We start from the raw sequence: 21,308 nt of genomic DNA on the forward strand, positions 1-21,308 counted from the left end.
CCCCGGAGGCGTTCAGGCCGCCCCGCTCCCCGAACACCCGGGCCACCCAGACGTCGAGGCGGGTGCCGAACTCCGCCGCCGACCCGATACCCGATGCCGGCAGCGCCCCGGCATCGTCGCCGCCGGCGAAGTAGGCGACGTCCGCCCAGCCGCCTCGGAACAGCACCACCGACAGCAGGGTCTCGCCCGGGCCGGAGAGCAGAACTCCCACGGAGTCGGGGTCGCTCACCCGCGACCGGTCGGTCTCCAGCCTCTGCGGCCACGGAGCCGTCCCGTCGCGCCACGTCGGCTCGGCCACCGCAAGGCCGGCGGCCCGCCAGGCGCGGGCCCGCGCGGCCAGCTCCGCAGCCGCCTCGTCAAGATCCACGACCCTCCGCACGGGACGCCCGCCGCGCGGCTACCTGTTGACCACGCTGAGCGGGAGCAGCTTCTTGCCGGTGGGGCCGATCTGGATGTGGGTGTCCATCTGCGGGCAGACGCCGCAGTCGAAGCAGGGTGTCCAGCGGCAGTCCTCGACCTCGGTCTCGTCGAGCGCGTCCTGCCAGTCCTCCCAGAGCCAGTCCTTGTCGAGGCCGGAGTCGAGGTGGTCCCAGGGCAGGACCTCCTCGTAGGTGCGCTCGCGGGTGGTGTACCAGTCGACGTCCACGCCATGGGCGGGCAGGGTGCGGGCGGCGCACTCCATCCACAGGTCGTAGCTGAAGTACTCGCGCCAGCCGTCGAAGCGGCCGCCGGCCTCGTACACGGCTCGGATGACGTCGCCGACCCGGCGGTCGCCGCGGGAGAGCAGGCCCTCCACGATGCCCGGCTTGCCGTCGTGGTAGCGGAATCCGATGGAGCGGCCGTACTTCTTGTCGCCCCGGATGCGCTCGCGCAGCTTCTCCAGTCGGGCGTCGGTCTCCTCGGCGGAGAGCTGCGGGGCCCACTGGAAGGGCGTGTGCGGCTTGGGGACGAAGCCGCCGATGGAGACCGTGCAGCGGATGTCGTTGGAGCGGGCGACCTCGCGGCCCTTGGCGATGACCTTGGTGGCCATGTCGGCGATCTGGAGCACGTCGTCGTCGGTCTCGGTGGGCAGACCGCACATGAAGTAGAGCTTCACCTGGCGCCAGCCGTTGCCGTAGGCGGTGGCGACGGTGCGGATCAGGTCCTCCTCCGAGACCATCTTGTTGATGACCTTGCGGATACGCTCGCTGCCACCCTCCGGGGCGAAGGTGAGACCGGAGCGGCGGCCGTTGCGGGTCAGCTCGTTGGCCAGGTCGATGTTGAACGCGTCGACCCGGGTGGACGGCAGGGAGAGGCCGATCTTGTCCTCTTCGTAGCGGTCGGCGAGGCCCTTGGCGACGTCGGCGATCTCGCTGTGGTCCGCGGAGGACAGCGAGAGCAGGCCGACCTCCTCGAAGCCGGTGTTCTTCAGGCCCTTCTCGACCATCTCGCCGATGCCGGTGATGGACCTCTCCCGCACCGGGCGGGTGATCATGCCGGCCTGGCAGAAGCGGCAGCCGCGGGTGCAGCCGCGGAAGATCTCCACGGACATCCGCTCGTGCACGGTCTCGGCGAGCGGGACCAGCGGCTGCTTCGGGTAGGGCCACTCGTCGAGGTCCATCACGGTGTGCTTGGACACCCGCCACGGCACGCCGGACCGGTTCGGCACGACGCGGGCGATGCGGCCGTCCGGCAGGTACTCGACGTCGTAGAAGCGGGGCACGTACACGCCGCCGGTCCGGGCGAGCCGCAGCAGCAGTTCCTCCCGGCCGCCGGGGCGGCCCTCGGCCTTCCAGGCGCGGACGATCTCGGTCATCTCCAGCACGGCCTGCTCGCCGTCGCCGATGACGGCGCAGTCGACGAAGTCCGCGATCGGCTCGGGGTTGAAGGCGGCGTGGCCTCCGGCGACGACCACCGGGTGGTCCTCGCTGCGGTCGGCCGCGTTCAGCGGGATGCCGGCCAGGTCGAGCGCGGTGAGCAGGTTGGTGTATCCGAGTTCGGTGGAGAAGGAGACGCCGAACATGTCGAAGGCGCCGACCGGGCGGTGCGCGTCGACGGTGAACTGCGGCACGTCCTGCTCGCGCATCAGCTTCTCGAGGTCCGGCCAGACGCTGTAGGTGCGCTCGGCCAGGACGCCCTCACGCTCGTTCAGCACCTCGTAGAGGATCATGACGCCCTGGTTGGGCAGGCCGACCTCGTAGGCGTCCGGGTACATCAGCGCCCAGCGGACATCGCAGGCGTCCCACTCCTTGACGGTGGAGTTCAGCTCGCCGCCGACGTACTGGATCGGCTTCTGGACATGCGGGAGGAGGGCTTCCAGGCGGGGGAAGACCGACTCGACGGGCATGGGTGTGTCCTTGGATGCGGGGGCGTGAGGGCCGTGCGCCTCCGGGGGCGCGGGTTCTGTGTACACAGGTGACCATCCAGACTAACCCGTTCGGCAGTGGCGGGCGGCCACGCCGGTCCGGCGGCCGCGCGAGGCGGCGGCCGCGCTCAGGTGAGGCGGCGGTGGGCGCGCAGGGCACGCCAGGCGTCCGGGAGTGCGGCGAGCGTGTCGGCGGCGGCCCGCTCCTCGCGTCCGTACAGCACGCCGTAGGCGAAGGACGACTCGCCCGCGGCGTCCGCTTCGGCGGCCAGTTCGCGCAGCGCGGCCCGGGTGACCACGGCGTCCTGGTGCGCGCCGAGGAGGTCCTGGAGACGGCGGACGCGGCGGGCGTAGCGCGCCGCGGCCTTGCCGTGGGTGAGCTGCGCGGTCTCGGCGGCGTAGCGCAGCCGCTTCGCCGCCTTGCGGGCGGCGTGCGCGGCGACGTCCCGCTCGGGCCCCTCGGGGCTTCGCAGCACCTGGTCCATCCGCGTGGCGAGTCGGTCGAAATCCCTGGTCACGGCCTTGCGGAGCGGTTTGTGCGGTGGCCGGTGGGCGGCGGGCAGCAGCGGCGGGCGGGCGGTGAGCCGGTCGAGGTCGGCGAGCAGCCGCAGCCACCGGTCGCTGTCGAGGGCGGCGAGCACGGCGCGACGCGCGGGTCGGCGGCGGTCGCGTTCGTGGGCTCGGAGCCGGGCGAGCACCGGGCCGGGGCGCAGCTCGGCGGGGAGGGTGTCGACGCGTTCCCGTAGTCGGGCGGTCAGTACCTCCAGGTCGCGTTCGAGGCCCAACTCGGCGGCGAACCAACCGAGTTCGTCGACGAGCGGCTCGGTCGCCGCGCGGTCCAGCAGGGCGCGGTGGGTGCGCAGCGCGGATCTCAGCCGGCGGGAGGCGACGCGCATCCGGTGCACGGAGTCCTCCCGACCGCGTCGGACGGCCGGGTCGAGGGCCACGAGTTCGGCGGCCTGGGCGCGGAGGTAGCGCAGGACGGCGTCGCCCGCGGTGTGCGGCGGCCCGGGGTCGGGGAGGGCGGCGGGCACCGGTGCCAGGCCGGTCTCGTGGAGGGCGCGGCGCAGCTTGGAGGGAGTGTCGGCGCGGTGGAGTCCGGCCGCCAGGAGCGCCTGTTCGACGGCGTCGAGCAGGTCGGTGCCGCTGCCCTCGGCGAGCTCCACCTCGATCTCGGACCATCGTGCCGAGCCCTGGTCGTCCGCCCGCTCGGCGCTGACCGCGTCCCGTACCACCTCGGCGAGTGCGGCGCCGGCGGCGTCGCGCAGGGTGTGGACGGCGCGGGTGGTGGTCAACCGCATGACCGGGCGAAGGGGCCGGTCGCGGGTGCGGGAGCGGGTGAGCGCGACCAGGGCGGCGGGCGGGGTCTCGGGGTCCTTGCCTGCCTCGTCCGAGCGGATCTCCTCGCGGACGTCCGGCTCGACGGGAAGTTTGAGCTGCCAGCCGTGCTCGCCCGGTCCGGTGCGGTGGCGCAGGGTGACCCCGTCGGCGGCGAGCCGGAGGTCCGCGGTGTCGAAGTAGCGGGCGTCCAGTGTGCGGACGCCCTCGTCGTGCACGGCCGCCACGCCCGCCACGCCGGTGAGGTCGGGGATCTCCGGCAGCTCCCGACCGGTCGGTGCGCTGTACTTGCGCTCGGTCTCGCGCACCACGGACACCATGGCTGGACGGTAGTTCCGTCGGGCGCGGCCCGCAACGGCTCACGCCCGGGCGGAGTCCTCCCAGGGCTCAGGCGGACAGGGGGCGCTGTATGCGGATGGACTGGAGCAGTCCGACGGCGATCCAGGCGGCGAACATCGACGTACCGCCGTAGGAGACGAACGGCAGCGGCAGGCCGGCGACCGGCATGATGCCCAGCGCCATGCCGATGTTCTCGAAGGACTGGAACGCGAACCAGGCGACGACGCCGGCGGCGATGATCGTGCTGTAGAGGTCGGTCGCCTCCATCGCGATGCGGCAGGCCCGCCACATGACCACGCCGAGCAGCAGGAGGATCAGGGCGCCGCCGAGGAAGCCCAGCTCCTCCCCGGCGACGGTGAAGATGAAGTCCGTCTGCTGCTCGGGGACGAACTGACCGGTGGTCTGGGTGCCCTGGAAGAGGCCCTTTCCGGTGAGCCCTCCGGAGCCGATGGCGATGCGGGCCTGGTTGGTGTTGTAGCCGACGCCGGACGGGTCCAGGGCCGGGTTCGCGAAGGCGGCGAACCGGTTGATCTGGTACTCGTCGAGCAGGTCGAGCATCCACACCGCGACGCCGCCCGCGACGGCCGCGGTGATCAGCCCGAACACCCAGCGGTTGGACGCCCCGGAGGCCAGCAGTACGCCGAGCACGATCACGGCGAGCACCATGACCTGGCCGAGGTCGGCGATGACGGCGATCGGGATGGCGGCCAGGACGAGGGCCAGCAGCACGGTCCGGTGGTCGGGGTGCTCCCGGTCGCCGGCGTCGACCTTGGCGGCGAGCACCACGGCCATCGCAAGCGGCACGGTGACCTTGGCGAACTCGGACGGTTGGAGGAAGAAGCCGCCGCCGAGGTTCAGCCAGGCCCGCTCGCCGTTGATGGTGGCGCCGATCGGCGTGTACACCAGGGCGACGAGGATGAGCGCCAGCACGTACAGCAGCCACCACGCCGAGCGCAGCCGGCGGTGGCCGATCCACAGCACGGCCGCCGCCAGCGCGATGCCGATGACGGCGTTCATGACGTGCTTGACGAGGAAGAGGTTGGGGTCGCCGCCGGTGAGTTCGGTGCGGTTGCGGGTGGCCGACCACACCAGCAGCGAGCCGATGACGCACAGAGCGAGGGCCGACAGCAGCAGCGGCCAGTCCAGGCGGCGGGCCAGGGAGTCCCGGGCCCGCAGCCTGGCCCACAGGCTCTTCGGCCGCTCGTAGCGGGCGGTGTCGAAGGAGTGGATGCTCATCTACTCGAACTCCGCGTCCCGCCACTCGGCGACGATCGACTTCTTGGTGCGTTCGGCCTTGACGTCCCCGTTCTCCCCGATCCGCGGCAGCTTCTGCTGCGGCTTGGGGAGCAGGGCCTTCTTCCTGTCGATCGTGCCGTCCGGCAGTACGCCGTAGAGCGCGTCGTAGATGTTGCGCACGGCGGGGCCCGAGGCGCCGGAGCCGGTGCCGGCCTGGGAGATCGTCATGACGATGGTGTAGTCGTCGGTGTACGTCGCCAGCCACGAGGTGGTCTGCTTGCCCTGCACCTGCGCGGTACCGGTCTTGGCGCGGATCGGGATGTCGTCATGCGGCCAGTTGCCGAACCGCCAGGCGGCGGTGCCCCGGGTGGTGACACCGAGCAGCGCGTCGTCTATCTGGGCGAGCGTCCGCTTGGTGGCGGGGGCCCGGCCGTGGCTGCGCGGCTTGATCTCCTCGATCTTCTTGCCGTCCGGGCTGATGATCGCCTTGCCGACGGTGGGGGTCATCAGCTTTCCGCCGTTGGCGATGGACGCGTAGGCGGTGGCCATCTGGATCGGGGTGACGAGGGTGTCGCCCTGGCCGATGGCGTAGATGATGCTGTCGCCGGCGCGCAGGTTCATGCCCTCGACGCAGTTCTCCTTGGCCAGTCGGGTGACGTAGTCGGTGGCCTTCGACTTGGCCTGCTTGCACCAGGCGTTCTTGTTCAGCTCCCAGTACTTCTGCTTCCACTCCCGGTCGGGGATGCGGCCCGAGACCTCGCTGGGCAGGTCGACGCCGGTGGGGCTGCCGAGGCCGAAGCCCTTGGCGGCCTTGTAGAGGTACTCGTTGGGCTTCTTCTTGGAGTTGATCCCGCCGTCCTTGCGCCACTCCTGGTGGCCGAGGGCGTAGAAGACGGTGTTGCAGGAGACCTCGAGCGCGCGGCCGAGGCTGATCGGGCCGTGGCCGGTGGACTCGAAGTTGCGGTACGTCTGGTTGCCGAGGCTGTAGGAGGCGCCGCAGTTGTAGCGGCCGTCGAAGGGGTAGCCGGCGTTGACCGCTCCCGCACTGGAGACGATCTTGAAGATCGAGCCGGGCGGGGCCTGGCCCTGGATGGCCCGGTTGAGCAGCGGGAAGTTGGAGTCCTTGCCGGTGAGCCGGGTGTACTCCTTGCCGGAGATGCCGCCGACCCAGGCGTTCGGGTCGTAGTCCGGGTTGGAGGCCATCGCGACGACACGCCCGGTCTTGGACTCCATCACCACCACGGCACCGGAGTCGGCCTCGTACGGCCGGCCGGTGATCTTGTCGACCTCGTTGCGGGCCTGCTTCATGGCCTTGTCCAGCTGCTTCTCCGCTATGGCCTGGACCCGGGAGTCGATGCTGGTGACCACGGACGCCCCGGCCATGGCCCGGTCGCCCTCGGCCTCGCCGATGACGCGGCCGAGCTTGTCGACCTCGTAGCGGGTGACTCCGGCCTTGCCGCGCAGCTGGCGGTCGTAGGTGCGTTCCAGTCCGAAGCGGCCCACCTGGTCCGAGCGCAGCAGCGGCGAGTCGGTGTCCCTGGCCTGCTCGACCTCCTCGTCGGTGACCGGCGAGAGGTAGCCGAGAACCTGGGAGGTGCCGGCCTTGTAGGGCGCCGGGTAGCGGCGGACGGCGGTGGGTTCGGCGGTGATGCCGGGGAAGTCCTCGGCGCGTTCCCGGATCTGGAGGGCCTGCTGGGTGGTGGCCTCGTCGGTGATCGGGATCGGCTGGTAGGGCGAGCCGTTCCAGCAGGGCTGCGGGGTCTGCGCGTCGCACAGCCGGACCTTCTCGGCGACTTCCTGGTACTTCATGTCCAGCACGTCCGCGAGCCGGGTGAGGACGGCCTCGCCCCGGTCCTTCATCCTCATCAGGTCGGTGCGGTTGGCGGACACCACAAGCCGGGTCTCGTTGTCGGCGATGGGCACGCCGCGAGCGTCCAGGATGGCGCCCCGGGTGGCGGGTTGCACGACCTGCTGGACGTGGTTGCCGGCGGCCTCCCGCTCGTACTCCTCGCCGTTGCGGACCTGCAGGTACCAGAGCCGGCCGCCGAGCGTGAGCAGCAGCGAGAAGACGATGATCTGGATGGCGACGAGCCGGATGGTGACACGCGAGGACCGGCCCGTCTCCGGGATGTTGCTCACTTCCTCACCTCCGTCACAGCCGCTTGACGCCCTTGATGCGTGCGGCCGACCTCCGTGCCGAACGGCCGAGCAGGCTGTTGCGCCGCCCGCCGAGATTGGTGTTGCGTCCGGGTTTGCCCAGCTGCTTCTCGGCGCGGGCCAGTCGGCCTCCGCTGCCGCCGCCGATCCAGCCGAGCGGGCTGTCTCCGGCACCGGAGCCGGCGGCCGCGGCGTTCTCGGCGAGCGGATCGTGGTCGGCGCGCCGAGCCAACGCCATGATCAGCGGCACGGTGAAGGGCGCCAGCAGCAGGTCGTAGAGAGTGGCCGTCAGCAGCAGGCTCCACAGGCCGACGTGGCGGGCGGCGGTGTCGCCGACCAGCGCGCCCACCCCTGCGTACAGCAGGGTGGAGGAGACGGCCGCGACGGCGACGACCAGCATGGGCGCGGTGGCGCTGCGGTGCTGGCCGGTCTCCGGTTTGGTGAGTCCGGCCGCGTAGCCGACGAGGCAGAGCACCAGCGCGTAGCGGCCGACGGCGTGGTCGGCGGGCGGGGCGAGGTCGGCGAGCAGTCCGGCACCGAAGCCGATGAGCGCGCCGCTGGTGTGGCCGTAGACGAGGGCGAGGGCGAGCACGGTCAGCAGCAGCAGGTCCGGGGTGGCGCCGGGGAGTTGCAGCCTGGCGAGCACGCTGACCTGCACCACCAGGGCGACGATCACCAGCGTGGTGGACAGCAGGACGCGGTTGAATCGCAACATCTGTCAGTCCCCCTGCTCGTCGGCCTGGTCCGGGTACTGGTCCTGGTCGGGGCCGGGCGGCGCGGCCTGCCCGTCCGGCGGCCCGTCACCCGGCGGCCCGTCACCCTGCTGGCCGTCGCCCTCCTGGCCGTCGGCGTCCGCGTCCTCGGCCCCCGGGGTGACCGTCACCGTCACCGTGGGGATCGGCTTCTTCTTCGGCGGGTCGGGCAGCACCATGTCGCGCGGGTCCTTGCGCGGGCCCTCGACGACCACGCCGACGATGTCGAGCCTGCTGAAGCCGACGTAGGGGCGGACCCTGACCGTCCTGGTCAGGTCGCCGCTGTAGGGCGTCACCTGGATGACCTCGCCGACCGGCACGCCCGGCACGAACGGCCGGTTGTTGCTGGATCCGAAGGTGACCATCCGGTCGCCCTTCTTGACGTTCGCCCGGGTGTTGAGCAGCTGCACGGTGAGCCAGCTGTCGCCGCGGCCGTTGGCGAAGCCGAGCTCGTTGCTCTTCTCCAGCCGTGTGCCGACGGTGAAGTCCGGGTCGGTGGCCAGCAGCACGGTGGAGGTGGAGGGGCCGACGGTGGTGACCCGGCCGACGAGTCCGTCGCCGTTGAGTACGGTCATGTCCCGTCTGATGCCGTCGCGCTCACCGACGTCGATGGTGATCGTCCAGGAGAAGCCCTGGGCCGCGCCGATCGCGATGACCTGGGCCCCCTTGACTCCGTACTGGCCGGCGGCGGCGGTGCGCAGCAGCTTGTCCAGTTCCTTGGTCTGGGAGCGGTTGCGGTCGTCGGAGCCGAGCCGCTGCTTGAGTTCGGCGTTCTCCCGCTCCAGCGCTGCCAGCCGGTCGTGGCGCTTGCCGGAGTCCCGGACGGCGGACACGGCGTTGCCCACCGGGTCGACCGCGCCGGCGACGGTGTTCTGCACCGGTCCGAACACCGTGGCGGCGCCGCGCCGGGCCCCGTCCAGCGGCGACTGCTCGCCGCCGCGGAGGTCGACCGTGATCAGCGCGAACGCGATGGCGACCAGCAGGACGAGCAGGAGTCGGCTCTCTCGGTTGTCCCTCACGTCTGACGGCCGTGCCTTCCCCTTGGTTCGGTGGGTGGGATGTGAGCGGGAGGTCGTGGGCGGGGGTGTGCGGGTGGGCGTGGGAGCAGACTAAACCCGCTCGGAGCGCCGACGGCGGCACCCGGCACGCGCGCCGCCGCCCGCGCCGGCCGGGCTCCGAACGGGGCAGCTGCCGTCAGCGGCGCGGCTGGGCGTCCAGCACCTGCTGGAGCGCCTCGAACTCCTCGACGCACTTGCCGGAGCCGAGCGCCACGGAGTCCAGCGGGTCCTCGGCGATGTGGATCGGCATGCCCGTCTCCTCCCGCAGCCGCTCGTCCAGACCGCGCAGGAGGGCGCCGCCGCCGGTCAGCACGATGCCCCGGTCCATGATGTCGCCGGAGAGTTCGGGCGGGCACTTGTCGAGCGTCGTCTTGACCGCGTCGACGATGGAGTTCACCGGCTCCTCGATCGCCTTGCGCACCTCGGCGGCGGAGATCACCACCGTCTTGGGGAGTCCGCTGACCAGGTCCCGGCCGCGGATCTCGGTGTGCTCGTCCTTCTCCAGGTCGAACGCCGAACCGATGGTGATCTTGATGCTCTCGGCGGTGCGCTCGCCCAGCAGGAGGCTGTACTCCTTCTTGACGTGCTGGATGATCGCGTTGTCCAGCTCGTCGCCGGCCACCCGGATGGACTGGGCGGTGACGATGCCGCCGAGCGAGATCACCGCGACCTCGGTGGTACCGCCGCCGATGTCCACGACCATGTTGCCGGTGGCCTCGTGCACCGGCAGCCCGGAGCCGATCGCGGCCGCCATCGGCTCCTCGATGATGTGCACCTGGCGGGCACCGGCCTGGGTGGAGGCCTCGATGACCGCGCGGCGCTCGACACCCGTGATGCCGGACGGCACGCACACCACCACACGCGGACGGGCGAGGTAGCGGCGCTTGTGGATCTTGAGGATGAAGTACCTGAGCATGCGCTCGGTGATCTCGAAGTCGGCGATGACGCCGTCCTTCAGCGGCCGGACCGCCACGATGTTGCCCGGCGTCCGGCCGATCATCTTCTTCGCCTCGGCGCCGACGGCGAGGATGCCGCCCGTGTTCGTGTTGATCGCGACGACCGACGGCTCGTTCAGGACGATGCCGCGGCCTCTGACGTACACCAGCGTATTGGCGGTCCCGAGGTCGACAGCCATGTCACGGCCGATGAAGGACATGTTGTTCGCCATGAGGATACGTCTGGCCTTCCAGCAGGAGCGGTGAGGGAGGAGGAGGGCAGGTTGCGCTGAGGGATCGCCGAGCGTCGGTCCTGGAGAAGCCTCCATGGTAGTCACGTTCGAACGAACGCGGCGCGGGGGTTCTCAGGCCATTGTCAGCGCAACGGGGGCACTCCTCCCTACTGATGACGTCGCGTCCGGGTGATTCGTTCCCCACCCGGTTCGGTTGTCGGGTCCGTTTCCGCTCCCCTTCCCACCGTCAGGCGGGGCCATCCCCCGGGATGTTCGGCGCGTCCCGGGACGTACCCCGCCCGCCGGTGGTCGGCGGGCGGGCGGAGCCGGTCAGACCAGGCCGGGGAAGAAGATCTTCATCTCCCGCTCGGCGGACTCCGCCGAGTCCGAGGCGTGGATCAGGTTCTCCCGCACGATCGTGCCGTAGTCACCGCGGATCGTGCCGGGGGCCGCCTGGATCGGGTCGGTCGGACCGGCCAGGGTGCGCACGCCCTCGATGACCCGCTCGCCCTCGACGACCAGCGCAACCGACGGGCCGGAGGCCATGAACTCCACCAGCGGCTCGTAGAACGGACGGCCCTGGTGCTCGGCGTAGTGCTGCTCCAGCGTCGACCGGTCGAGCGTGCGCAGCTCCATGGCGGTGATCCGCCAGTCCGCCTTGCTCTCGATACGGCCGACGATCTCACCGATCAGACCGCGGCGGACCGCATCGGGCTTGAGGAGGACGAGGGTGCGCTGGCTCATGGACGGCTCCTGGAACCTGGGGACAAAAGCATCCTGAGGTTACCGCCCGAAGGGGCGCGCCCGCGCCGCCGGGGCCGTCGGGCACGTTGGGCCGTCGGGCCGGTTGGGCCGTCGGGCCGTCCGGCCGGTTGGGCCCGTACGACCGGTCAGCCCGCCTGGGCCGCGGCGAACCGCGCCTTGGCCTCCTCGATCTTCCGGCCGAAGTGGATCGACGCCCACCAGAGGCCGGCGAAGACCGCGCCGAGGAAGAACATCGTCGGCACCACGAAGCCGGAGAGGATCAGCCCGCCCTGCAGCGCCCAGCCCAGTTCCAGCCCGCCGCGCCGGCCGATCATCCCGCACAGCAGCAGGCACAGCGCCATGGCGATGCCGCACACCGTCCACACGGTGGCCGTGGAGTGGTCGCTGAGCTGCATGGCGACCAGGCCGGCGAAGCCGATCACGAAGAACTCGCCGATCAGCGTGGACGAACACAGGGTGCGCATCAGCGGTCCCTCCCGAGCAGCACACGGGCCTCGCCCACCGTGATCACCGAACCCGTCACCAGCACACCGGCCCCGGCGTACTCGTCCTCCTCCTCTGCGAGGGTGATCGCCGCCTCCAGGGCGTCGTCCAGGCGCGGCTCGACCCGCACCCGCTCCTCGCCGAACACCTCGACCGCGAGCGCGGCGAGCGCGTCGACGTCCATGCCGCGGGGGGTGGTGTTGCGGGTCACCACGACCTCCGCGAGCAGCGGTTCCATGGCCTCCAGGAACCCGCGCACGTCCTTGTCGCCGCTGGGGCCGATCACGCCGATCAGCCGGCTGAAGCCGAACGCCTCGGAGACGGCCGCGGCGGTCGCCCGGGCGCCGGCCGGGTTGTGGGCGGCGTCCAGCAGGACGGACGGGCTGGTGCGGACGAGTTCCAGCCGACCGGGTGAGGTGACGGAGGCGAACGCCGCCCGCACGGTGTCCTGGTCGAGCGTGCGGTCGTGCTCGGAGCCGATGCCGAAGAACGCCTCCACGGCGGCCAGCGCGACGGCGGCGTTGTGGGCCATGTGCTCGCCGTGCAGCGGCAGGAAGACGTCCGGGTACTCGCCGCCGAGCCCGCGCAGGGTGAGCAGCTGCCCGCCCACCGCGATCTCCCGGCGCACCACACCGAACTCCATGCCCTCCCTGGCGACCGTGGCGTCCACCTCGACGGCGCGCTTCAGCAGCACGGACGCGGCCTCCACCGGCTGCTGCGCCATCACGACGGTGGCGCCCGGCTTGATGATGCCGGCCTTCTCCTCCGCGATGGCAGCCGGTGTGCCGCCCAGCCGGTCGGTGTGGTCCAGGTCGATCGGCGTCACCACGCCGACCTGGGCGTCGATGACGTTGGTGGCGTCCCAGCGTCCGCCCATGCCGACCTCCACGATGCCGACCTCCACCGGGGCGTCGGCGAACGCGGCGTACGCCATTCCGGTCATCGCCTCGAAGAAGGAGAGCCGGTGGCCCTGCTGGCGGTCGACGATCTCGACGAAGGGCAGCACGTCGCGGTAGGTCTCGATGAAGCGCTCGGCGGGCAGCGGCGCGCCGTCCACGCTGATGCGCTCGGTGATCGACTGGACGTGCGGGCTGCTGTACCGGCCGGTGCGCAGCTCGAACGCGCCCAGCAGGGCCTCGATGATCCGCGCGGTGGTCGTCTTGCCGTTGGTGCCGGTGATGTGGATCGTCGGGTAGGCCTTCTGCGGCTCCCCCAGTACGTCCATCAGCGCCCGGATGCGGTCCAGCGACGGGTCGATGCGGGTCTCCGGCCACCGCCCGTACAGCTCGTTCTCCACCTCGCGCAGCGCCCGGTCGACCTCCGGGTCGGCGGGCCGGGCGGGAACGCCGTCACCCTTCGGCGGCCCGGCCTGGGTCCGCAGCGTACGACTGCCCGCCTCGATGACGGCCAGGTCGGGGTCGCGGTCGGTCTCCGCGCCGACGATCTGCTCGAACTGTCCGAGATCGTCCGGCTGGGCGTCGGGGTCGTCCGGTCCTGGGGTGCTGGGGGTGTCGCTCACACCGGTCAGTCTACGGAGCCGCCCGCCGCCGCCGCGCAGGCTCCCCGACCCGGCCCCGGGGCCGTCGCGAGACCGGCGCACGGGCCGTCGCAAGTCCGGCGCGAGCGCCGTGGCACACTCGTCGCATGCGCGTCTACCTCGGCTCCGATCACGCCGGCTACGAACTGAAGAACCACCTCGTCCAGTGGCTGAAGGACAACGGCCACGAGCCCGTCGACTGCGGGCCGCACATCTACGACGCCGTGGACGACTACCCCCCGTTCTGTCTGCGCGCGGCCGAGCGGACCGCCACCGACGCCGACAGCCTGGGCATCGTGATCGGCGGCTCGGGCAACGGCGAGCAGATCGCCGCCAACAAGGTCAAGGGCGTCCGTGCGGTGCTCGCCTGGAGCGAGCAGACCGCGGCGCTCGGCCGGGAGCACAACAACGCCAACGTGATCAGCATCGGCGGCCGCATGCACACCGTCGAGGAGGCCGAGCGCTTTGTCGAGCTGTTCCTGAACACGCCCTTCACCGGCGAGGAGCGGCACGAGCGGCGCATCGCGATGCTCTCCGACTACGAGCGCACCGGCGAACTGCCGCCCATCCCCGCCCACCACCCGCAGCAGGACTGAGCGGGGAATGCCCGAGGGGCACACCATCCACCGGCTCGCGCTGGAGCACCGCCGGCGGTTCGTCGGGCGGCCGGTGGCCGTGTCCAGCCCGCAGGGCCGGTTCGCCGACGGCGCCGCGCTGCTCGACGGCCGTGTGCTGGAGAGCGCCGACGCCGTCGGCAAGCACCTGCTGCTCGGCTTCGGCCCGACGGGCTGGGTGCACGTCCACCTCGGGCTGTTCGGCAAGCTCGACTTCGGCGGCGGCGTGCCCGCCACTCCTGCGCCGACCGTCCGGCTGCGGCTGGTCGGCGAGGCGTCGTACGCCGATCTGCGCGGGCCCACCAAGTGCGCGTTGATCACCGACGGCGAGCGGCGTGAGCTGGTCGAGCGGCTGGGCCCCGACCCGCTGCGCGCCGACGCCGACCCGGACCGCGCGTTCGCCCGTATCTCCCGCAGCCGGACCTCGATAGCCGCGCTGCTGCTCGACCAGAAGGTGGTCGCCGGCGTCGGCAACGTCTACCGCGCCGAGGTGCTGTTCCGGCACCGGATAGACCCGCTGCTGCCCGGCCGGGAGCTGGGGCGCGAGCGGTGGGAGGCAGTGTGGGCCGACCTGGTGGAGCTGATGCGCGAGGGCGTCCGTCACAACCGCATCGACACCGTGCGCCCGGAGCACACACCGGAGGCGATGGACCGCCCCCCGCGCGTGGACGACCACGGCGGCGAGGTGTACGTCTACCGCAGGACCGGCCAGCCGTGCCATCTGTGCGGCACGCCGGTGTCCCTCGCCGAGCTCGCCGGACGGAACCTGTTCTGGTGCGGGAGCTGCCAGCCGGCGGCCGGCGCGGCGCGCTGAGCGCACGGCGCACGGCGCTCCCCGCGCGGGCGCGCGGTTCGGCCGTACGCCGGGCTCGTGCTCCGATGCCTCCGGACGTTCCGGTCAGAAGCCGTGTGCCAGGAAGGGCGCGCGGTCGCTGCCGAAGGCGAGCGACGCCGCCGCCAGGGCACCCGGACGCCGCTCGACGACCCTGCCCGCCGCCGCCAGTTCGGTCAGCGCGCTCCCGCCCAGGTACACCGCGCCCAGGTCGGCGACGTCGAGCGACAGGTCGGCGGCGTCCTTCGTTCGTGCGCAGACCGCGCCCAGCCGGTCGCCGCTGAGCCGCCAACGCCCGGCGTTCCGCGGCAGGAAGGCGTCCGCCACGTCCAACACGACGTCCACCGGCGCCCGGTAGGCGCGCGCCGCCAGCGCCGCACCGACGTCCACCGGCCGCAGGTACATCGAGTCGCGCAGCTTCAGCCGGCAACGCCGCACGTCGGACACCAGATGCCGCAGCGGGTCGTCGACCGGTCGCTTCCCGGCGACGATCCGCGACGTCAGGTCGACACCGGCGAGGAACCGCCACAGCGCCGCGTACCCGGCCGGGTCGTCGGCCTCCAGCTCCCAGAGGTTGACCTGGCCGTCGGCCCCGGCGTCGTCCCAGCGGGGCGTCACGCTGAAACGGGCGTAGCCGACCAGCTCCCCGTCCCGCTCGGCCAGTACGCACCGCAGCGGCGAGGCGCCCTCGCGGTCGCCGGGCGGATCGACCACCTGGACCCGCGCCCACTCCTGCGACCGCTCCAGCAGCCCTGGGCGTTCCCCGAGCCTGCGGGCGTACAGCGCCTCGCACTCCGGCAGGGACTTCTCCGGGTCGGCCCAGCGCAGCCGCAGGTCCTCGGTGTCCGCCGGGGCGGCGATCCGGGTCCGGGCGGTGTCCACCTCGGCCGACATCCACTGGCTCGCCAGGCCGTAGCCGAACCTGCCGTAGATGTCGGGCTCGGAGGCCGTGAGGGCCGCCAGCGGCTCCTCCCGCTCCTCGGACAGCTCCAGTTGGCGCCGCACCATGGCCGTCAGCACGCCGCGTCTGCGGTGCGTCGCGGACACACTCACCATGGTCAGCCCGCCGGTCGGCACCAGCGCGCCGCCGGGCACCGACATCCGGAAGGAGAACGTACCGGACGTCCCGATCAACTCGTCGCCGTCGAACGCCGCGAGCGAGCGCTCGTACTCCACCACCGAGCGCCAACCGGCCTCCTCCGCCGGGTCGGGCTCGCCCTCACCGAAGGCCCGCGACAGATGACGGAACCAGGCACTCCAGTCGGCCGGTCGCAGCACCCTCAACTCTGTGTTCATGTGGCCATCCGTACCAGGGGCCACGCACGTGTCGCGAACCATTTTCGAACTGGGATGCCACGGTGTGAGGTTGGGAATCGACGCGCCCCCGACAGCCCGGCTAAGGTCCCCGACATGGCTGGTCGCACGGGCAAGGAGCCCCCGTCGGCCCGGTTGCGCCGGATACACAAGGCACTGCACCGGGCCCGCACTCTGCTGCGCCGGTCCGCGGTCGACTACTTCCGCGGGCACGGCTCGGACTGGGTTGTGCTCGTCACCCTCCTGCTCAGTGTGCCCGCGCTGGCCTGGGCGACGCTCACAGCCCCGCTGTGGGCGGCGCCGGAGGCCCTGGTACTGCCGCTGATCGTCGGCGGCCTGCTGCTGCGCCCGATCAGCCTGCTCGCCGTGTACGCGGCGGCGGCCGGGGCGCTGGTCGTGGAGTCCGTGCTGCTGGGCCCCTACGCCGACGGCGCCGGCCGGGTCACCCCCGGCACGGTGCTCGTCGTCTCCGCGGTCGGCTTCGTGGGCCTGCTCATCGCCCAGTTCCGCACCCGGGTCGGCGTGCCCTGGACCGGCGGCGGCACCATGCTCTTCGACCTGCGCGAGCGGCTGCGGGTGCAGAGCCAGCTGCCGTCCCTGCCCAAGGGCTGGCACCGGGAGATGTCGCTTCGCCCGGCCGGCGGCCAGTCCTTCTCCGGCGACTTCGTCGTCGCGGCCCGCACCGGACCCGAGCGGCGCACGCTCGAGGTCGTGCTGACGGACGTCTCGGGCAAGGGCATGGACGCGGGCTCCCGCGCGCTGCTGCTCTCCGGCGCCTTCGGCGGACTGCTCGGCTCGCTGCCGCCGCACGCCTTCCTGCCCGCGGCCAACGCCTATCTCCTGCGCCAGGACTGGGAGGAGGGCTTCGCCACCTCCATCCACCTCGTGCTGGACCTCGACAGCGGCGACTACGAGCTGTTCTCCGCCGGCCATCCGCCCGCGCTGCAGCTGAGTGCCGGCTCCGGCCGCTGGGAGGAGAAGTCCGCCGGCGGACCGCTGCTCGGTGTCTACGACGGGGTGGAGTTCCACCCCGTCAAGGGGCGGCTGCGCGCCGGCGACGTGCTGATGCTCTTCACCGACGGCCTGGTGGAGACCTCCGAACGGGATCTCGCGGACGGCATCGACCGGCTCACCGGCGCCGCCGAGACCTACGTCGCCACCGGCTTCCGCGGCGCGGCCTGGCACCTCATCGAGAAGGTCGCCAAGGACGTCAACGACGACCGCGCGCTCGTGCTGATCAGCCGCAGCTGACCGCCCTCCCGCGGGTGCCGGCCGGCGGGTCGCAGCCGACCGGCCGTCGCTCAGCCGCGGGCGCGGGCCCGGGCCTGGTCGACCGGGTCACGGCGGAAGGCCCAGTCCAACTTCGGCTCCATCACCCAGCGGAACGCCCGCCGCACCGGCGGCGTGCACAGCGCCGTCATCATCACCGCGGTGATGACCGTGATGATGATCCGGCCCGTCGGCGAGTCCACCCACGGCATGGCGTACCAGTCGTAGATGCGGGACAGCTGGATCGGGTAGACGTGCAGCAGGTAGGCGCAGATCGTGCCCGCGCCGAGAGTGGTGAACCACGTCCGGTGGGTCGGCACCCAGGCGAAGAAGCAGGCGGTGAGCAGCAGCGCGCAGCCGAAGAGGGCCAGGGTCATCACCACGCCGACCCACCACGGCACGCCGAGGTCCTGCGCGGCGTTGTCCCGCAGGAACCAGTCCTTGTTCATACGCGGCACGGCCCAGTACGCGAAGGCGAGCGCGGCGGCCATGATCGGCACCGCCGCCACCTTCAGCTCCCGGCGGCGCAGCATCTCGAAGTGCTCGGGCCGCAGCCTCATGCCGAGCACGAAGAACGGCAGGAACTGCAGCACACGTTGCAGGTTCAGGTCGTTGCCGATGCCCGGACAGGTGGTCGCCGCCGCCGCGATGGCCAGCGCGATCGGCAACGGCCAGCGCAGCGCGTTCCACACCGGCGCGGTGAGCCGCCAGATGAACAGCGCGACCAGGAACCACAGCGCGTAGCCCGGATTGAGGAGAGTGAACTCGCGGTCCGGGTTCTCCACCGCGCGGATGAAGAAGGTGAACGCGATCTCGAAGACGAGGTAGGGGATCGCGATACCGGTGATCAGCCGCTTGACCTGGCCCGGCCTGGCCTCGAAACTCCGCGACAGGTAGCCGGAGATGATGATGAACGCCGGCATGTGGAAGGTGTAGAGCGCGTAGTACAGCGCCTCCGCCGCCCGGCTGTCCGAACGCAGCGGAAGCCACGCGTGGCCGAGGCCGACGAGCACGATCGTGAGGTACTTCGCGTTGTCGAAGAACGGGTCGCGCCCTCTGCCCTGTTCGCTCCCACTGGTCCTGGTCGGCGGCTTCGGTGACCTGTCCGCGACCTTCGCAGTCCGCTCCCCCTCCGGCTGTGCCGGTGGGAGGGGCGCTCGCTCATAACCAGCTGGGAACATCTGCCGCACCATAGTGCCGAAACCTGTCAGACGTAAATTCCCGCAGGCAGGTTGCCTGCCGTGTCCGAACGTAGATCCGTTCGTACTCCCCCTGATGCGGCGGGTGAACGCCGCCCAGGTTTCACGATGTCAGGAATGAGGCGGATATGACCGACCTAAGAATCCCGTATGTGCGAGTTCGATCCCCGCCGCGATGTGCGATCCGGCCCCCGGCGCGCGCCGTTCGCATGAGACGACTCACAACACCCGCGCGACACCCGGGACGTCGCATCCGCAACCGGCGCACTCGGCCGTGACGTCTGTCAACGAGACGCCATCACGGTGCCGACGTCGGCCACTTGGTGGCACGATGGTCCGGCCGGCGGGACGACCGATCAGGCGGCCTGGACCGGTGGCGAGGCGAACCGACCGAAGGTGTGATCAATCGTGGCCATTTCGCTGTCCGTTGTGGTGCTTCTGGCGATCGTCCTCGTGGTGATGATCCGCAGCGGCTCTATCAAGGCGGGGCCGGCCATCGTCGCGGCCCTGTTCGGCTTCTTCCTCGCCTCCACCGGCATGGCCCCGGTCATCCAGAACTTCATGGACTCCCTCGCCCGCACGATCAGCGGCATCAACTTCTGACCCCACCCGGGTCCCGACCGACCCGGGCCCCCGCGCCGGCCCCCGGCGCGCACCCGGTCGCGGCAGACACCCGAGGCCCGGGCCACCGTCGAAGGACGGCGGCCCGGGCCTCGGACCTGTGAAGAGCGGGCGACGGGAATCGAACCCGCGTAGCCAGTTTGGAAGACTGGGGCTCTACCATTGAGCTACGCCCGCACGCGCCACGTGAGACATCGGTCACCCCGAGCGACCCCCGGTCGCTTCCGGTGGGCCGGCGCTCACGCTCCGGATGATCATAGACCAACCGTCGAGGTGCCCGGTACGGCACGCAACGCATCGTACGGCATGTACGCTACTTCTCGCACTGACGGGGTGTGGCGCAGCTTGGTAGCGCGTCCGCTTTGGGAGCGGAAGGTCGTCGGTTCGAATCCGGCCACCCCGACCACGTACTATGAGTGACGCGCGTGCCTGTGTCGTGTCCGCCTTCCGAGTCGCATACGGGGCCGCCTTGACACCGTCGCGGAGGATCCCGCGGCATCAAGATCCGCGGATCGCACCTGCCACGATGGTGTCGAGAAACGTAACCGAGCAGTCAGCCCCAAGGAGACCGACCGTGAAGAGCGCCGTGGAGAACCTGAACCCGACCCGGGTTCGGCTCACTGTCGAGGTGCCCTTCGAGGAGCTCAAGCCCAGCCTCGACGCGGCGTACAAGAAGATCAACCAGCAGATCCAGGTGCCCGGCTTCCGGAAGGGCAAGGTCCCGGCGCGGGTCATCGACCAGCGCTTCGGCCGTGGCGCCGTGCTGGAGGAGGCCGTCAACGACGCGCTGCCGAAGCTGTACCAGAGCGCCGTCGAAGAGGGCGAGCTGAACCCGCTCGGCCAGCCCGAGGTGGACATCACCGAGCTGAAGGACAACGAGCTGCTGGCGTTCACCGCCGAGGTCGACGTCCGCCCCGAGATCGAGATCCCGGACTACTCCGGCATCGAGGTCACCGTGGACGCCGCCGAGGTCACCGACGAGGACGTCGAGAAGGCCGTCGAGCAGCTGCGTGAGCGCTTCGCCACCACCACCGCCGTGGAGCGGGCCGCCGCCGAGGGCGACGTCGTGAAGGTGGACCTGGAGGCCAAGGTCGACGGCGAGGTCCTGCCCGACGGCGTGGCCAAGGGCGTCGACTACACCATCGGCTCCGGTGAGCTGCTGGAGGGCATCGACGGTGCCGTGACCGGCCTGTCCGCCGGCGAGTCCGCCACCTTCACCTCCGAGCTCAAGGGCGGCTCCGCCGCCGGCAAGGAGGCCGAGGTGACCGTCGCCGTCACCACCGTCTCCTCCCGCGAGCTGCCGGAGCTGGACGACGACTTCGCCCAGCTGGCCAGCGAGTTCGACACCATCGCCGAGCTGCGCGAGGACAGCCGCAAGCGGCTGGCGCAGGGCCGCAAGTACGAGCAGGCCACCAAGGCGCAGGAGCAGGTGCTCGAGAAGCTCATCGAGCTGACCGAGGTGCCGATCCCCGAGAAGCTGCTCGAGGACGAGGTCAACACCCGCAAGCACAACCTGATCAACCACCAGCTCGCCCAGATGGGCATGGACCTCGCGGCCTACCTGAAGATGCAGGACAAGTCCGAGGAGGACTTCGACGCCGAGCTCAAGGAGCAGGCGGAGAAGGGCATCCGCACCCAGTTCATCCTCGACGAGCTGGTCGCCAAGGAGAAGCTGAACGTCAACCAGGAGGAGCTCACCGAGCACCTCATGCGGCGTGCGCAGTCCTCCGGCATGAGCCCCGACCAGTTCGCCCAGGCGGTCGTCGAGGGCGGCCAGGTGCCGATGCTCGTCGGCGAGGTCGCCCGCGGCAAGGCGCTGGCGCTGGTCGTCGAGTCCGCCACCGTCAAGGACACCAACGGTGACGTGGTGGACCTCGACGACGAGGACGAGGACGGCGCCGACGAGGCCGCCGAGAACGCCGCCGAGTCCGGCGAGAAGGCTGACGACAAGAAGTCCGAGGCCTGATCCCACACTCAGGATCCGACCCGACGGGCCCGTACGTCACCGCGCGTACGGGCCCGTCGGCGTTCGACCGACCCGCGTGCCCGGCCCACCCACGTGAGCGAGAACGCACAAGAGCGGCCCATGACCCGGGTGGGGCGCGGTACCGTCGAAGAGCAAGGTCCAGGCACCGTCAGACAGTCGACGGTGCGGCAGGCGAAGGGGATGCACCTCGTGGCACGCATCGGTGATGGTGGCGATCTGCTGAAGTGTTCTTTCTGCGGGAAGAGTCAGAAGCAGGTGAAGAAGCTTATCGCAGGTCCTGGTGTGTATATCTGTG

General features: G+C 71.2%; 19 protein-coding genes and 2 tRNA genes. 7 read left to right on the forward strand and 14 right to left on the reverse strand.

Going from position 1 to position 21,308, the window contains the following annotated elements; all coding sequences use genetic code 11:
* From FNX44_RS08735 to folC, 11 genes are all read right to left on the reverse strand, one after another.
* A partial coding sequence (locus FNX44_RS08735) for a hypothetical protein (protein ID WP_194362469.1) occupies positions 1–367 on the reverse strand: 367 nt, incomplete at its 3' end.
* 30 nt (positions 368–397) lie between these two features.
* Positions 398–2,326 (reverse strand): TIGR03960 family B12-binding radical SAM protein, encoded by a 1,929-nt coding sequence (locus tag FNX44_RS08740; RefSeq protein ID WP_143647426.1) that lies wholly within the window; start codon positions 2,324–2,326, stop codon positions 398–400.
* Positions 2,327–2,472: 146 nt separating this feature from the next.
* Positions 2,473–4,002, reverse strand: coding sequence for a CYTH and CHAD domain-containing protein (locus tag FNX44_RS08745; RefSeq protein WP_143647427.1), 1,530 nt, complete (start codon positions 4,000–4,002; stop codon positions 2,473–2,475).
* 67 nt (positions 4,003–4,069) lie between these two features.
* Entirely contained in the window at positions 4,070–5,257 is a 1,188-nt protein-coding gene (gene rodA, locus FNX44_RS08750; protein WP_143647428.1) for a rod shape-determining protein RodA, read from the reverse strand.
* Positions 5,258–7,396 (reverse strand): penicillin-binding protein 2, encoded by a 2,139-nt coding sequence (mrdA, locus tag FNX44_RS08755; RefSeq protein WP_143647429.1) that lies wholly within the window; start codon positions 7,394–7,396, stop codon positions 5,258–5,260.
* Between the two features lie 13 nt (positions 7,397–7,409).
* A complete protein-coding gene (gene mreD / locus FNX44_RS08760; RefSeq protein ID WP_143647441.1) occupies positions 7,410–8,126 on the reverse strand; it encodes a rod shape-determining protein MreD in 717 nt (238 codons plus the stop codon).
* A 6-nt stretch (positions 8,127–8,132) separates the two neighbouring features.
* Positions 8,133–9,185 (reverse strand): rod shape-determining protein MreC, encoded by a 1,053-nt coding sequence (mreC, locus tag FNX44_RS08765; protein WP_143647430.1) that lies wholly within the window; start codon positions 9,183–9,185, stop codon positions 8,133–8,135.
* A 175-nt stretch (positions 9,186–9,360) separates the two neighbouring features.
* Complete coding sequence (locus FNX44_RS08770; protein WP_143647442.1) at positions 9,361–10,380, reverse strand: rod shape-determining protein; 1,020 nt, start codon at positions 10,378–10,380, stop codon at positions 9,361–9,363.
* A 342-nt stretch (positions 10,381–10,722) separates the two neighbouring features.
* Positions 10,723–11,136 (reverse strand): nucleoside-diphosphate kinase, encoded by a 414-nt coding sequence (ndk, locus tag FNX44_RS08775; RefSeq protein ID WP_143647431.1) that lies wholly within the window; start codon positions 11,134–11,136, stop codon positions 10,723–10,725.
* A 146-nt stretch (positions 11,137–11,282) separates the two neighbouring features.
* Positions 11,283–11,621: a DUF4233 domain-containing protein gene (locus FNX44_RS08780; RefSeq protein WP_143647432.1), complete on the reverse strand. Its 339-nt coding sequence runs from the start codon at positions 11,619–11,621 to the stop codon at positions 11,283–11,285.
* Entirely contained in the window at positions 11,621–13,159 is a 1,539-nt protein-coding gene (gene folC / locus FNX44_RS08785) for a bifunctional tetrahydrofolate synthase/dihydrofolate synthase (RefSeq protein WP_143647433.1), read from the reverse strand. Before folC ends, FNX44_RS08780 begins: the two co-directional genes overlap by 1 nt.
* Before the next feature lie 125 nt (positions 13,160–13,284).
* Between folC and FNX44_RS08790 the strand changes: the two genes are divergently transcribed.
* Both FNX44_RS08790 and FNX44_RS08795 read left to right on the forward strand, forming a co-directional pair.
* Positions 13,285–13,773, forward strand: coding sequence for a ribose-5-phosphate isomerase (locus FNX44_RS08790; RefSeq protein ID WP_143647434.1), 489 nt, complete (start codon positions 13,285–13,287; stop codon positions 13,771–13,773).
* Between the two features lie 7 nt (positions 13,774–13,780).
* Positions 13,781–14,605, forward strand: a complete 825-nt coding sequence (locus tag FNX44_RS08795) for an Fpg/Nei family DNA glycosylase (RefSeq protein WP_143647435.1) — start codon at positions 13,781–13,783, stop codon at positions 14,603–14,605.
* Between the two features lie 84 nt (positions 14,606–14,689).
* Here FNX44_RS08795 and FNX44_RS08800 read toward each other — a convergent pair whose 3' ends face one another.
* On the reverse strand, positions 14,690–15,919 hold the full coding sequence (locus FNX44_RS08800) for a GNAT family N-acetyltransferase (RefSeq protein WP_143647436.1): 1,230 nt from the start codon (positions 15,917–15,919) through the stop codon (positions 14,690–14,692).
* 114 nt (positions 15,920–16,033) lie between these two features.
* Between FNX44_RS08800 and FNX44_RS08805 the strand changes: the two genes are divergently transcribed.
* Positions 16,034–17,188, forward strand: a complete 1,155-nt coding sequence (locus FNX44_RS08805) for a PP2C family protein-serine/threonine phosphatase (protein WP_143647437.1) — start codon at positions 16,034–16,036, stop codon at positions 17,186–17,188.
* A gap of 50 nt (positions 17,189–17,238) precedes the next feature.
* Here the strand turns inward: FNX44_RS08805 and FNX44_RS08810 are convergent, their stop codons facing one another.
* Positions 17,239–18,399, reverse strand: coding sequence for an acyltransferase family protein (locus FNX44_RS08810; protein WP_143647438.1), 1,161 nt, complete (start codon positions 18,397–18,399; stop codon positions 17,239–17,241).
* A gap of 414 nt (positions 18,400–18,813) precedes the next feature.
* Here FNX44_RS08810 and FNX44_RS08815 point away from each other — a divergent pair, with 414 nt between their 5' ends.
* Positions 18,814–19,008, forward strand: coding sequence for a hypothetical protein (locus FNX44_RS08815; RefSeq protein ID WP_143647439.1), 195 nt, complete (start codon positions 18,814–18,816; stop codon positions 19,006–19,008).
* A 124-nt stretch (positions 19,009–19,132) separates the two neighbouring features.
* Here FNX44_RS08815 and FNX44_RS08820 read toward each other — a convergent pair.
* Positions 19,133–19,203: transfer RNA gene (locus FNX44_RS08820), tRNA-Gly, on the reverse strand.
* Positions 19,204–19,355: 152 nt separating this feature from the next.
* Between FNX44_RS08820 and FNX44_RS08825 the strand changes: the two genes are divergently transcribed.
* From FNX44_RS08825 to FNX44_RS08835, 3 genes are all read left to right on the forward strand, one after another.
* Positions 19,356–19,432 (forward strand) — tRNA-Pro (locus FNX44_RS08825).
* Positions 19,433–19,600: 168 nt separating this feature from the next.
* Complete coding sequence (tig, locus tag FNX44_RS08830) at positions 19,601–20,992, forward strand: trigger factor (RefSeq protein ID WP_143647440.1); 1,392 nt, start codon at positions 19,601–19,603, stop codon at positions 20,990–20,992.
* A 210-nt stretch (positions 20,993–21,202) separates the two neighbouring features.
* On the forward strand, positions 21,203–21,308 hold a 106-nt coding region (locus tag FNX44_RS08835; RefSeq protein ID WP_143647443.1), incomplete at its 3' end, for a ClpX C4-type zinc finger protein.

This window comes from Streptomyces alkaliterrae (genome assembly GCF_007097205.2).
GTDB classification, from domain to species: domain Bacteria; phylum Actinomycetota; class Actinomycetes; order Streptomycetales; family Streptomycetaceae; genus Streptomyces; species Streptomyces alkaliterrae.

Excerpts from the sequence above, each read along its gene's own strand:
- FNX44_RS08740 (WP_143647426.1), bottom strand. The coding sequence starts at position 2,326 with ATGCCCGTCGAGTCGGTCTTCCCCCGCCTGGAAGCCCTCCTCCCGCAT.
- FNX44_RS08795 (WP_143647435.1), top strand. The coding sequence starts at position 13,781 with ATGCCCGAGGGGCACACCATCCACCGGCTCGCGCTGGAGCACCGCCGG.
- FNX44_RS08800 (WP_143647436.1), bottom strand. The coding sequence starts at position 15,919 with ATGAACACAGAGTTGAGGGTGCTGCGACCGGCCGACTGGAGTGCCTGG.
- FNX44_RS08745 (WP_143647427.1), bottom strand. The coding sequence starts at position 4,002 with ATGGTGTCCGTGGTGCGCGAGACCGAGCGCAAGTACAGCGCACCGACC.
- FNX44_RS08780 (WP_143647432.1), bottom strand. The coding sequence starts at position 11,621 with ATGCGCACCCTGTGTTCGTCCACGCTGATCGGCGAGTTCTTCGTGATC.
- FNX44_RS08790 (WP_143647434.1), top strand. The coding sequence starts at position 13,285 with ATGCGCGTCTACCTCGGCTCCGATCACGCCGGCTACGAACTGAAGAAC.
- FNX44_RS08805 (WP_143647437.1), top strand. The coding sequence starts at position 16,034 with ATGGCTGGTCGCACGGGCAAGGAGCCCCCGTCGGCCCGGTTGCGCCGG.
- FNX44_RS08770 (WP_143647442.1), bottom strand. The coding sequence starts at position 10,380 with ATGTCCTTCATCGGCCGTGACATGGCTGTCGACCTCGGGACCGCCAAT.
- FNX44_RS08810 (WP_143647438.1), bottom strand. The coding sequence starts at position 18,399 with ATGGTGCGGCAGATGTTCCCAGCTGGTTATGAGCGAGCGCCCCTCCCA.
- ndk (WP_143647431.1), bottom strand. The coding sequence starts at position 11,136 with ATGAGCCAGCGCACCCTCGTCCTCCTCAAGCCCGATGCGGTCCGCCGC.
- rodA (WP_143647428.1), bottom strand. The coding sequence starts at position 5,257 with ATGAGCATCCACTCCTTCGACACCGCCCGCTACGAGCGGCCGAAGAGC.